The 12,962-nt window shown below is 62.5% G+C and carries 9 protein-coding genes; 8 read left to right on the forward strand and 1 reads right to left on the reverse strand.

Annotated elements, in window-relative coordinates:
• Together A7K61_RS33360 and A7K61_RS28515 are read left to right on the forward strand one after the other, a co-directional pair.
• On the forward strand, positions 1–226 hold a 226-nt coding region (locus A7K61_RS33360; protein WP_218188556.1), incomplete at its 5' end, for a hypothetical protein.
• Between the two features lie 72 nt (positions 227–298).
• Positions 299–5,194 (forward strand): alpha-2-macroglobulin, encoded by a 4,896-nt coding sequence (locus tag A7K61_RS28515; RefSeq protein ID WP_069558854.1) that lies wholly within the window; start codon positions 299–301, stop codon positions 5,192–5,194.
• Between the two features lie 131 nt (positions 5,195–5,325).
• Here the strand turns inward: A7K61_RS28515 and A7K61_RS28520 are convergent, their stop codons facing one another.
• Positions 5,326–5,619, reverse strand: coding sequence for a hypothetical protein (locus tag A7K61_RS28520; RefSeq protein WP_003188208.1), 294 nt, complete (start codon positions 5,617–5,619; stop codon positions 5,326–5,328).
• Positions 5,620–5,843: 224 nt separating this feature from the next.
• On the opposite strand from A7K61_RS28520, the gene pbpC reads away from it, so the two are divergent.
• The 6 genes from pbpC (at position 5,844) to A7K61_RS28550 (ending at position 12,816) form a co-directional block, all read left to right on the forward strand.
• A complete protein-coding gene (pbpC, locus tag A7K61_RS28525) occupies positions 5,844–8,156 on the forward strand; it encodes a peptidoglycan glycosyltransferase PbpC (protein ID WP_083263135.1) in 2,313 nt (770 codons plus the stop codon).
• A 170-nt stretch (positions 8,157–8,326) separates the two neighbouring features.
• Positions 8,327–8,635 carry a MazG-like family protein gene (locus A7K61_RS28530; protein WP_003188211.1) on the forward strand — a complete coding sequence of 103 codons (309 nt, stop codon included), beginning with the start codon at positions 8,327–8,329 and terminating at the stop codon, positions 8,633–8,635.
• Positions 8,628–9,377, forward strand: coding sequence for a methyltransferase (locus A7K61_RS28535; RefSeq protein WP_003188212.1), 750 nt, complete (start codon positions 8,628–8,630; stop codon positions 9,375–9,377). Before A7K61_RS28530 ends, A7K61_RS28535 begins: the two co-directional genes overlap by 8 nt.
• 23 nt (positions 9,378–9,400) lie before the next feature.
• Complete coding sequence (locus A7K61_RS28540) at positions 9,401–10,003, forward strand: DUF4136 domain-containing protein (protein WP_003188213.1); 603 nt, start codon at positions 9,401–9,403, stop codon at positions 10,001–10,003.
• Positions 10,004–10,046: 43 nt separating this feature from the next.
• Positions 10,047–10,604 carry a DUF4136 domain-containing protein gene (locus A7K61_RS28545; protein WP_069558855.1) on the forward strand — a complete coding sequence of 186 codons (558 nt, stop codon included), beginning with the start codon at positions 10,047–10,049 and terminating at the stop codon, positions 10,602–10,604.
• 268 nt (positions 10,605–10,872) lie between these two features.
• Complete coding sequence (locus A7K61_RS28550) at positions 10,873–12,816, forward strand: pilus assembly protein TadG-related protein (protein ID WP_069558856.1); 1,944 nt, start codon at positions 10,873–10,875, stop codon at positions 12,814–12,816.
• The last annotated feature ends 146 nt before the right edge of the window (positions 12,817–12,962 follow it).

Raw genomic sequence — 12,962 nt, forward strand, 5'->3', positions numbered from 1 at the left:
CGGGGCGCTTAAGATCAAGATCAAAAGCAGATCAAAAGCAGATCAAAAGCAGATCAAGAGCGGCTCGCTTCGCATCGTGGTTACCGTCGGGTGCTACAGGCTGCAAAGTTGTGTGGATAGACAAGCCAGTTGCTCCCACATGTTGATCTTGATCGCCAATGGTTGTGGGATTTGGCTCGGCTTCATGCCCACCAAGAACCAACCGCCCCTCCGTCGGTCAATGTGACCGGCACCGCAGCGGCTTGGTCGGCGCTGATATATAGTTCACCCCTCGGTTCCCTCTGACTATGAGTGCCCCATGCTTAACAAAGGACTGTTCCTGGCCTGCGCGCTGGCCCTGCTGAGCGCTTGCGATTCTTCCGATAAACCCGCCGCACCGCCTGCGCCCACCGTGGCGGCAGCGCCGAAGCCGGTGAAAGCCGCGGTAGATGTGGCAGCGCTCAAGCAGCGTTATGCCGGGCGTGAGCTGAGCGTGGTGGACGTGTCCGAGGTGCAGTTGGACGGGGCCAGCACCTTGTCGGTGAGTTTTTCCATCCCCTTGGACCCCGATCAGAAATTCGCCGACAAGCTGCACTTGGTAGACAGCACGTCCGGTAAGGTCGATGGCGCCTGGGAACTGTCCGATAACCTCATGGAATTGCGCCTGCGCCACCTTGAACCGCAGCGCAAACTGGTGCTGACCGTGGACGCCGGGGTGAAGGCGGTCAACGGCAACAGCCTCGCCGCCGAATACAGCGCCCGCCTGGAAACCCGCGACCTGCAAGCCACCGTCGGCTTCGCCAGCCGTGGCACGTTGTTGCCGACGCGCCTGGCCGAGGGCCTGCCGGTGATCGCGTTGAATGTCGACAAGATCGACGTGGAATTCTTCCGGATCAAACCCGAATCCCTGCCATCGTTCCTGGCGCAGTGGGGGCGCAATACCAGCCTGCAAAGCTATGAGTCCCGTGAACTGCTGCCGATGGCTGAGCTGGTCTACGGCGGGCGTTTCGACCTGAACCCGGCGCGCAACACTCGTGAAACCTTGTTGCTGCCGATTGCTGGCCTCAAACAACTGCAGCAACCCGGCGTGTACCTGGCGGTGATGCGCGCTTCAGGCACCTACAACTATTCGCAACCGGCCACCCTGTTCACCTTGAGCGATATCGGCCTGTCGGTGCACCGCTATGCCAATCGCCTGGATGTGTTTACCCAGGCACTGGAAGGCGGCAAGGCGCTCAACGGCGTCGAACTGGAAATCCTCGATGCCGAAGGCCGCGTGCTCGGCCAGGGCAAGACCGAAGACGGTGGCCACGCCGAGTTGCCGCTGCCGAAAAAAGCCCAGGTGTTGCTGGCCAAGCAGGGCGAGCAAACCAGCCTGCTGCGCCTGGACAGCGCCGCGCTGGACCTGGCCGAGTTCGATATCGGCGGGCAACCGTCCCACCCGTTGCAGTTCTTTGTGTTCGGCCCGCGTGACCTGTATCGCCCCGGCGAAACCGTGCTGCTCAACGCGCTGTTGCGTGACAAGGATGGCAAGGCGGTGAAGCCGCAACCGGTGAGCGTCGAAGTGCGGCGCCCGGATGAACAGGTGAGCCGCAAGTTCGTGTGGGAGGCCGACGCGTCCGGCCTGTATCAATACCCCTTGCAACTGGCTGGCGAAGCGCCGACCGGGCGTTGGCAGTTGGTGTTCGACCTCGGCGACGGCAAGCCGCAACTCTATGAATTTCTCGTTGAAGACTTCCTGCCCGAGCGCCTGGCGCTGGAGCTCAAGGGCAGTGACACGGCGCTGAGCCCAGAGGAAAACCCGGTCATCCAGGTCAACGGTCGTTACCTCTACGGCGCGCCCGCATCCGGTAACCGCGTCAGTGGCCAGGTGTATGTTCGCCCGCTGCGTGAGGCGGTCAAATCTCTGCCGGGCTATCAGTTCGGTTCCGTCACCGAAGAAGAGTTGAGCCAGGATTTCGAACTGGACGAAAGCGTCCTCGACGCCAATGGTGAGCAAGCGCTGACCCTGGAAAGCAAGTGGGCCGAGGCCAAGTCGCCGTTGCAACTGATCGTGCAAGCCAGCCTGCAAGAGTCCGGCGGGCGGCCGATCACTCGGCGCCTGGTGCAGCCGATCTGGCCGGCCGAGCAATTGCCGGGCCTGCGTGGCCTGTTTGACGGCAAGGAAACCAACGGCGATGGCCCGGTGGAATTCGAAGTGCTGGTGGCCAACCAGGACGGTCAGAAGCTGGCCGCGCAAGACCTCAAGGTGCGCCTGGTGCGTGAGCGCCGAGACTACTACTGGAACTACTCGGAGAATGACGGTTGGAGCTACCACTTCAACGAGAAATTTCTCAACCTCGATGAGGAGAGCCTGAACATCAAGGCGGGCGACACCGCCAAGGTCAGCTTCCAGGTGGAGTGGGGCCCTTACCGTGTGGAGGTTGAAGACCCGCAGACCGGGCTGGTCAGCAGCCTGCGCTTCTGGGCCGGCTACCAGGCCCAGGACAACACCGAAGGCGGCGCCGTGCGCCCCGACCAGGTCAAGCTGGCGTTGGACAAACCCGCCTATGGCGATGGCGACACCGCCAACGTCACCGTCACGCCACCGGCGGCCGGTAAAGGCTACCTGTTGGTGGAGTCTGCCGAAGGGCCGCTGTGGTGGCAGGAAATCGACGTGCCGGCCGAAGGCAAAAGCTTTGCGGTGAAGCTCGACCCGAAATGGTCGCGCCACGACCTGTATGTGAGCGCCCTGGTCATTCGCCCCGGCGAGCGCAAAGCCAATATCACGCCTAAACGCGCCGTGGGCTTGCTGCACCTGCCGCTGGATCGCACCCAGCGCAAACTCGGCCTGACCCTTACCGCGCCAGAAAAAATGCGCCCCAAACAACCGCTGACGGTGAAGATTGCCGCCAAGAACGCCGATGGCAGTGTGCCTCAACAGGTGCACGTACTGCTGGCGGCGGTAGACGTGGGCATCCTCAATATCACTGAATACCCAACGCCCGATCCGTACGCCAGCCTGTTTGGCCGCAAAGCCTATGGGGTCGACCAGTTCGACATCTATGGGCAACTGATCGAAGCCGGCCAAGGCCGTCTGGCCAGCCTGGCATTTGGTGGCGACGCGGCGTTGGCCAAAGGCGGCAAGCGCCCGGACACCAGCGTAACCATCGTCGCCCTGCAAAGCGCGCCGGTGACCTTGAACGAGAAAGGCGAGGGCGAAGTTAGCGTCAATATCCCCGACTTCAACGGCGAACTGCGCCTGATGGCTCAAGCCTGGAGCGATGACCGCTATGGCATGGCCGAAGGCAAGACGGTGATCGCCGCCCCGCTGATTGCCGAATTGTCGGCACCGCGCTTCCTGGCAGGAGGCGACCAGACCACCTTGGCCCTGGACCTCTCCAACCTGTCGGGCAAGGCTCAGAAGCTCGATGTGCAATTGACCGCGCAAGGGCAATTGCAACTGGTCAACAGCGGCGCGCAGTCGGTTGAGCTCAAGCAAGGCCAGCGCACCACGTTGCGTATTCCGGTACAAGCCTGGGGCGGGCTCGGCCAGGGCAAGGTCACGGTCACCGTCAACGGCCTGGACTTGCCGGGTGAAAACCTGCCGCCGTTCAGCCGCGAATGGACCTTGGGCGTACGCCCGGCTTACCCGGCCTTGCTCAAGCATTACCGCGCCGTGCTCAAGGATCAGCCGTGGAGCTTGCCGTCGGGCGCACTGGACCAATTCGATGCCTCGGGGCGTGAGGCATTGTTGAGCCTGTCTAGCCGGCCGCCGTTGAACCTGGGCGCGCAGATCAGTGCACTCAAGGCTTACCCCTACGGTTGCCTGGAGCAAACCGCCAGTGGCTTGTACCCCTCGTTGTACGCCGACGACGCGCTGCTCAAGCGCCTGAGCATCAAGGGCGAGCCGGATGCCGAGCGCAAGCGCAAGATCGAGTTGGGCATCGAGCGCTTGCTGGGCATGCAGCGCTACAACGGCAGCTTCGGTTTGTGGGGCGCCGATGGCGAGGAAGAATATTGGCTGACTGCCTATGTCACCGACTTCCTGCTGCGCGCCCGCGACCAGGGTTTTGCCGTACCGCCTGAAGCCTTGAAGAAGGCCAGCGAGCGCCTGTTGCGGTATGTGCAGGAACGTAACCTGATCGAGGTGGAGTACAGCGAAAATGCCGAACACACCCGGTTTGCCGTGCAGGCCTATGCCGGCATGGTGTTGGCGCGCAGTCAGCAGGCGCCGTTGGGTGCGTTGCGCAGCCTATTCGAACGGCGCAGCGACGCACGCTCCGGCTTGCCGCTGGTGCAGTTGGCCATTGCGCTGCAGAAAATGGGTGACCAGCCGCGTGCGGATCAGGCGTTGTTGGCCGGGTTGGCGGCGCAGCGCAATGCCAATGAATGGCTAGCCGACTACGGCAGCCCGTTGCGCGACCAGGCGATGATCCTGGCATTGCTGGAGGAGAACGACTTGGCCAAGGGCCAGCGCGAGGAGCGTTTGTTCACCCTGTCGGACCAATTGGCGGCCAGCCCGTACCTGTCTACCCAGGAGCGTAATTCGCTGTTCCTGGCTGGGCGCCTCGGGTTCGCCAAGCCGGAAACGAACTGGCAAGTGTCGCTCACCGGCAGCGGCGGTGTGCGTGAGTTGAACAACCAGCAATCGACGTTGGAGTTGGACGGCAAGTTGTTGTCCAGCGACCTGGCCTTGAGCAATCAGGGTGAAGCGCCGGTGTACCAACAATTGACGGTTTCGGGTTACCCACAAGTGCCGCCAGCGGCCGGTGGCAACAACCTGAGTATCCGCCGCGAATACCTGGGCATGAACGGCCAGCCGTTGAACCTGCGTAACCTCAACAGCGGTGATCTGGTACTGGTGCACTTGGCGGTCAGCGCCAAGCAACGCGTACCGGATGCTCTGGTGGTTGACCTGTTGCCTGCCGGCCTGGAACTGGAAAACCAGAACCTGGCCCAAAGCGCGGCGAGCCTTGAGAACGCCAGCAGCCAAGTGAAAGAGTGGCGTGAGTCGATGCAGAATGCCTCGCTCAAGCATCAGGAGTTCAGGGATGATCGCTATGTGGCGGCGATGAATCTGGATGGCTATGGCACCACGCACTTGCTGTACCTGGCGCGTGCGGTGACACCGGGAACCTACCGCGTGCCGCCGCCGCAGGTGGAGTCGATGTATCGGCCGAACTGGCAGGCAGTGGGTGAGACGCCAGTGGATATGGTGATCAAGGGCCGCTGAAAGCCACTGTAGGAGCGAGCTTGCTCGCGAAAAACGTCAACGATAACGCGGGTTTCCTGGATTAACGCGGCGTCTGTGAGTTTTTCGCGAGCAAGCTCGCTCCTACAGGAGGGGGACGAGTGGTTGTAATGTCAGTGTACGACCCAACTCAGCAACCACAGCCCCAGCATCAGCCAGATGATGCCCACGATGATCGAGGCCCGCATAAAGGCGCGTACCGCCGAGTAAAGGAACAACAGGCCGACGATCAGGGTGATGATGCTGATGATCGACGTGTCCATGCCCAGGGTGCGTGACAAGCCGTCGATAAAGTTGCCGCCGGCGTGGGTCAAGGCCCCGAACAAACCGCTGAGCCCGTCGACGATAAAACGGATGACGGAACCGAGCGCCTGGCCCAACCATTCGAAAAAGCTTTCTACCTGCATGTGCGTGTCCTGATGAGAAGGTGGGCGTAACTGTGCCTTTGGTTGTCGATAACGCAGGCGAGTTCCCTGCAAGCATAGAGGTTTGCCCGTTTGAGTTTTAGTTTAATCACCTGCGGATGTACTCAGTTCAATGTGGGAGCTGGCTTGCTCGCGAAGGCGGCGTGCCTGTGACATCTCTGCCAACTGACCCACCGCGTTCGCGAGCAAGCCAGCTCCCACAGTTATTGCGCTGGGCTTTGGGTGGTGTGGTGTTGGTGGTTGCCCTGCTATGGCTGGCCGATCGCATCTGGCCCTTACCCCTGCCCCAGGACGACCTGGCCCGAGTGGTGCTGGCCGAAGATGGCACGCCCCTGTGGCGATTTGCCGATGCCAATGGCGTATGGCGCTACCCGGTACACACCCGCGAAGTTTCGCCTTATTACCTCGACGCGCTGCTCACCTATGAAGACCGTTGGTTCTACCAGCACCCCGGCGTAAACCCGTTGGCGCTGGTGCGGGCAACCTGGCAAAACCTGAGCGGCGCGCGGGTGGTCTCCGGCGGCAGCACCTTGTCGATGCAAGTGGCGCGCTTGCTCGACCCGCACTCACGCACCCTGCACGGCAAGTTACGCCAGCTGTGGCGTACCGCGCAGTTGGAGTGGCACCTGTCCAAGGACGAAATCCTCAACCTGTACCTGAACCGCGCGCCTTTCGGCGGCACGCTGCAGGGCGTGGCGGCGGCGAGCTGGGCGTACCTGGGCAAGTCGCCGTCACAGCTGACCCACGCCGAAGCCGCGTTGCTCGCGGTGTTGCCCCAGGCGCCGAGCCGTTTGCGCCCGGACCGTCATCCGCAGCGCGCCCAGGAGGCCCGCGACAAAGTGCTGCGCCGCCTGGCCGAGTTTCAGGTATGGCCACAATCGGCGGTTGATGAAGCCCTGGAGGAACCCCTGTTGCTCGCCCCACGCCTGGAGCCGAGCCTGGCGCCCTTGCTGGCGCGCCGCCTGAACCGCCCCGACAGCCCGCCGCTGATCCGCACCACCCTGGATGCCACCCTGCAACGCCGTCTCGAAGACCTGCTGTTGGGCTGGCGCGCACGCCTGCCGGAACACACCTCGGCGGCCATTCTGGTGGTGGAAGAAGAAAGCATGGCGGTACGCGCCTACCTGGGGTCGGTGGATATCAATGACACCAAGCGCTTTGGCCATGTGGACATGATCAGCGCGCTGCGTTCGCCCGGTTCCACCTTGAAGCCCTTCCTCTACGGCATGGCGTTGGATGACGGCCTGATCCACTCCGAATCGCTGTTACAGGACGTGCCTCGACGTTATGGCGATTACCGCCCTGGCAACTTTTCCATGGGCTTTACCGGGGCGGTGCCGGCGAGCACGGCGTTGTCCAGCTCGTTGAACCTGCCGGCGGTGCAACTGCTGGAAGCCTATGGGCCCAAGCGCTTTGCCGCACAGATGCGCATCGGTGGCATGCCGTTGGCGTTGCCGGCGTTGGCCGAGCCGAACCTGGCGCTGATCCTCGGCGGCGCGGGCAGTCGCCTGGAAGACCTGGTGAGCGGCTACAGCGCCCTGGCCCGCGATGGCAAGAGCGCCACTCTGCGGTTACAGCCGGACGATACGCTCAGGGAGCGGCCGTTGCTGTCGCCCGGCGCCGCATGGATTGTGCGGCGCATCCTCAGCGGCCAGGCGCGGCCCGACCGCGACCCGCGCGCCGAGTTGGTCCAACGCCCGGTGCTGGCGTGGAAAACCGGCACCAGTTACGGCTTTCGCGATGCCTGGGCGATTGGCGTGGGCCCGCGTTATCTGATCGGCGTATGGATCGGCCGGCCCGATGGCACGCCGGTACCGGGGCAGTTCGGCCTGGCGTCGGCAGCGCCGTTGATGTTGCAGGTGCATGACGTGCTGACCAACCGCGACAGCCAGCGCGGCATCAGCGCGCCGGTCAAACCGGTGCCGGCCAATATCGGCGTGGCGGCGATCTGTTGGCCGCTGGGCCAGCCCATGAGCCGCAGCGACCCCAATTGCCGCCGCCAGCGTTTTGCCTGGACCTTGGACAACACCACGCCGCCGACCTTGCAGGCATTGGATCAACCCTTGAGCGTGGGCTTGATGGAAAGCATCTGGGTTAACGCCAAAGGCTTGCGGGTCGATGCCCGTTGCCCTGGCGCAACCCCGCAAAACATCGCCCTGTGGCCGGCGCCGTTGGAGCCCTGGTTGCCCAGGGTCGAGCGCCGCGAAGCGCGCATCCCGGCGGCTGATCCGGACTGCCCACCACCGGCGCTGGCCGCGTCATCGCCGTTGTCCATCGTGGGGGTACGCGAAGGCGATCAACTGCGTCTGCCCGCTGCCAGTCAGCAAGCCTTGCGCCTGAAAATCTCTGCGTTGGGCGGCAGTGGCCGGCGTTGGTGGTTTCTCAATGGTGCGCCGTTGGGCGACAGCGCCAATCAGGACAGCATCAATGCCAGCTTTGAACGGCTGGGCCGCTATCAGCTCAGCGTATTGGATGAAGCCGGTCAAACCGCCAGGCTCGAGTTTAACGTCGTCGACTAGCCCCCACTGTAGGTGTAGGAGCGAGCTTGCTCGCGAAAAACGTCAACGATAACGCGTGCAGGCAGAAAGCACGCGGTGTCTTGGGGTTCTTCGCGAGCAAGCTCGCTCCTACAGAGGCTTGCGTTCATCCCCCATCCCCCTGAAGCTATACCCATTCAGGAGCCCCCCGCATGAACCTCGAACACCTCACCGAACGCCTGCACCGCATTCGCGATACCAACGACTGGAAGCAGTTCCACAGCCCGAAAAACCTGGCCATGGCCGCCAGCGTGGAAATGGCCGAGCTGGTGGAAATCTTCCAATGGCTCACCGAAGACCAATCCCGCCAACTGCCCGCCGATAAACTCGCGCATGCGGGCCAGGAGGTTGGCGATATCGTCTTGTACCTGCTGTTGTTGTGCAGTGAACTGGGCCTGGATATGAATGAAGTGGTACGCGCCAAGCTGGCCGACAGCGAACGGCGGTTTGCCCATGAGTGATCGTCATTTCGACCAGTTGGCCACGCGCTTTGCCGAAAAGATCTACGGCGGTGCCAAGGGCGCGATTCGCCTGGCGGTGCTCCAGGCTGATCTGGTGGAAGCCTTGCCGCAGCGGCCGTTGCGCGTGCTGGATATTGGCGCAGGCCTGGGGCATATGTCGTTGTGGCTGGCGGAGCAGGGCCATGAGGTGACATTGGCCGAACCCGCCGCGCCGATGCTTGAAGGTGCGCGCCAGCGCTTCGCTGACGCGGGCCAAAGCGCGACCTTTATTCATGCACCGTGGCAGGACTTGCTCGGCCAGCTCACCGAGCCTTACGATCTGGTGCTGTGCCATGCCGTGCTGGAGTGGTTGGCCGAGCCCCACGCCATCCTGCCGGTGCTGCACCAACTGACGCTGCCGGGTGGCTGGTTGTCCCTGGCGTTCTACAACCGTGATGCGTTGATCTACCGCAACCTGCTCAAAGGCCACTTCCGCAAAATGCGCAAGAACGACATGGCCGGCGAAAAGCAGAGCCTGACGCCGCAACAACCCCTGGACCCACGGGAGTTGGCGGCGCAACTCGAAGGGTTGTGGCAGGTCGAAAGCCAAAGTGGCGTACGGGTGTTCCACGACTATATGCCGGTGGAATTCCAGGCTCGCGCCAACCTGCAGGACTTGTTGGAGATGGAGCTCGCTCACCGTCGTCACCCAAGCTTTGCCGGGCTTGGGCGATATTTGCACTGGATCTGCCGCCCGGTTTAAGCGGCCCAGCGTGGGAGGTCGACATGCGTCGTCTCGGTTTAATCCTGTTGTCTCTAGGCCTTGGGGCGTGCTCGAGCCCCAACCCTTACGTGGCCAGTTCGGCACCGATGCCGCCGGCGCCCGCCCAGGCGGCCACTACCTTTGATGCCAGCGCCTACCCCGCGCCGGTGCGCGACTATGGCGCCTACCGCAGCTGGGGCTGGCTCAACGGCCAGTTGCCGGCGGGCACGGCCTGGGCCGATTCGGCGCAGATTGCCGAGGCGGTCAGCGGCGCTCTCGACCAGCGTGGCTTGCGCCCCTTGCATGACAAGCGTGCGCCTGACCTGCTGGTGAGCGCCGATGTACGCCTGGAAAAACGCCTGCGCCAGGTCCAGGACGATTATGGTTACGGTTACGGCGGCTATAACCGCTATGGCAACGGTTACGGCATGTACAACAGCGTGCCGGTGGTGCGCACCTATGAGGTGACCGTGGCCGTGGCGCGTATCAGCCTGTTCGATGCGCGCACCCGCCAGCCGGTGTGGAGCACCAGCGCCGAAACCACCAGCCAGGGCAGCCTGAGCGAACGCGCCGATAGTTTGCGCAAGGCGATGCAGAAGGCAATGGCTGCCTATCCGCCCAGTTAGCAGCTATTCTCATTACAAGCCCACGTTGTTTTTGGAGAACACCATGCTTCGTCGCATCGCTGCACTTGCTGTTGTCATGTTGCTGGGCGGTTGCCAGAGCAACCAGGTCAACCACGATTTCGACGCCAGCCGAGACTTCGGCGCCTACCGCAATTGGGCTTGGAAAGACCCGGCGTTGCAGTATCGCCCCGATGACCCGCGAATCAAGAGCGACCTCACCGAGCAACGCATCCGCCAGGCCGTGGGCGAACAGCTGGATCAGCGCGGTTTGCGTCCTGCGGCGACGGGTACCAAGGCTGACCTGAATGTACAGGCCTACCTGATCGTCGAAGACCGCCAGCAGCAAGTCACCACCAACTATGGCGGTGCCTGGGGCGGCCCGTGGAATGGTTACTGGGGCGCGCCGATGTACAACGAAACGCGCAACATCACCTACAAAGTGGCGACCATCCAGATCGACCTGCTCGACGGCAAGGACGGCAAGCTGGTGTGGCGCGGCAGCGACGAGCAAATGATGGCCAGCACGCCGAACCCCGAGGATCGCAACAAGGCCATCCGCAGCACTGTGACCAAGATCCTCTCCAACTACCCGCCGCGCTGATCACCCCCTCTCACCCCTGTGTGTGGGCTTGCTCGCGAAAGCGGTGTGTCAGTCACTGCTTCAGTGACTGCCCTACCGCTTTCGCAGGCAAGCCAGCTCCCACATTTGATCTTCAGTGTGTTGAGCATAGCGTTCGCTTAGCTGAGTTGTATTAGGGGGCCGACATTTACGGCATCTCCGCCAGTCGCCAATGTGGCGAGTTGCCAGCAACCTGCCGAAGCCTTGTCTACACTCCAGTGCAACGGAGAGTTAGCGCAGGAGTGCTTCGATGTCTCCCCGATTCGGCTCCAGGCAGCGTGGTGCAATTGGCTTGATGGCGGCAGGCACCTTGGCCTTGGCCCTGGTGTTCACGTTGCTGGCGGTCGACAGCGGGCGCTTGTATTTGGAAAAGCGCAAGTTGCAGTCCGTCGCCGACACCTCGGCGTTGGAGGCGGCAGGTCTGGGTGGCCAGTGCGGTACCAACACCACGGCCAACGCCTATGCCACGCAAAATGCCGCGCGCAACGGGTTTGTGGTCGGTAATGGCAACACCCTGGCGGTGACGTGCGGCACCCTGGCAACCAATGCCCTCAACACCCGCGTATTTAGCGCCGATGCCACTAAGAGCGACGCGATCCGCGTGGTGGCCTCGCGCACCGTCCTGACCAGCATTGCCAATGGCCTGTGGAACCTGTTCAGCGGCGCGCCGATCACTCCACAGATCAACTTGAGCGCCACCGCCGTCGCCGCGACACCGCCGCCCGTGGCGCAGCTGTCGATCCGCAGCAGCCTGGCCAGCGTTGATTCAAGCAAATCCCCGCTGCTTAACCTGGTGATCGGCAACCTGCTCGGCGGTAACCTGTCGCTCACGGCGGCGGGTTGGAACGGTTTGCTGCAGACCAACGTCAACCTGCTCAGTTACCTGGACCAACTGGCGATCAACCTAAACGTGAAGGCCGGTGACTATGACGCCTTGCTCAGTACCGCGGTCTCGGCGACTCAACTGATCGACGCTGCGGTGAAGGTCTTGCAGAAAAACGGTGCGGCGGCCACGGCGGTCATCAATGACGTGATATCGATTCAAGCGATTGCGCCGAACAGCAAGCTGTTGACCGTGGGAGACCTGGTCGACATCGCCACCGGCACGCCGACAGCGGCGCTGAATAGCAACGTGCAGTTGTTTCAACTGCTGGAAGCGGTGGCGCAGTTGTCCAGTAGCAAGAATGCGGTGAGTGCGGCGGCGCAGGTCGCGATTCCGTTGGTGGGCAATGTGTCGATCCAGACCAAGGTCATCGAACCGCCGCAGCTGTCGGCGATTGGCAATCCTGTATTGGCCAAGAAGGGCTTGCAGAATACCCCGCCAACCGATCAGATTTTTGTACGCACCGCGCAAGTGCGCACGTTGGTGACCGTCCAGGCGCCGATCATCAAGGCGGTCTCTGGCGTGGCGTCCATATTGACGGGCCTGGGCACGCCGGTGTCCCAGGTGGTCAAAGGGTTGTTGAACCTCAACCTGCCGGCGGTGGTTGGCGGGGTGTTGTGCCTGGTGGCCTGCAATGTGGCTGACGTCGATGTCACGACGTCGCTGGCCATTTACATTGAAGCCGGCAGTGCGCAAACCAATGTCACGGATTTCAATTGCGACTCGCCGGCCTCTAAATCCTTGACGGTGAAAACCACCACGTCCCTGGCGACCCTGGCGGTCGGTACGGTGGATCCGGTGGCGGCTTTTTCTTCCTCGGCTGCAGTCAATGTGCAGCCGGTGAGGTTGATTGATTTTGGCGAGCGCTACTGTGTCGTTCTAACGCTGCTGTGCAGTCCCAACCGTACACCGAATGTGGGGGGCGGTTTGCTGTTGAAAGCCAACTCCACCATTGCCGGGCAAACCAGCACGATGGTGTTTGCGCCGGTGGCCGAGATGAATGCGCCGCCCACCTACAAATTTGCGCCGGGCACGGCCAATATCGTCGGCAGCCTGGTGTCGACGCTTAATGGCTTGCAGGTGACTTACGCACCGCCTAGCGGCACTGTCTCCAATGGTGCGTTGGCTGGGGTCGCCGGGTTGTTGGCGACTATCACTACGGCGGTGGTGGGGCTGATCCAGAATGTGTTGTCGCCGATTCTCGACCCCATCGTTAATACTTTGCTGGGTGCCTTGGGCATCAACCTGGGCAATGCCGAAGTCGGTGCCAACCTTACCTGCCATATGGGCCGGGCTTATCTGGTGATTTAGCTGACCCCCACGAGCTCCAAATGTGGGAGCTGACTTGCCTGCGATGGCTGCCTGTCAGCCGACACCTATCTACCTGACCCCCTACGATCCAACTGTGGGAGCGGGCTTGCTCGCGAAGGCGGCCTGGCAGTCAACACAGTTGTGTT

This window comes from Pseudomonas sp. AP42 (assembly GCF_001728935.1).
In the GTDB taxonomy this organism is placed as follows: Bacteria; Pseudomonadota; Gammaproteobacteria; order Pseudomonadales; family Pseudomonadaceae; genus Aquipseudomonas; species Aquipseudomonas lactis.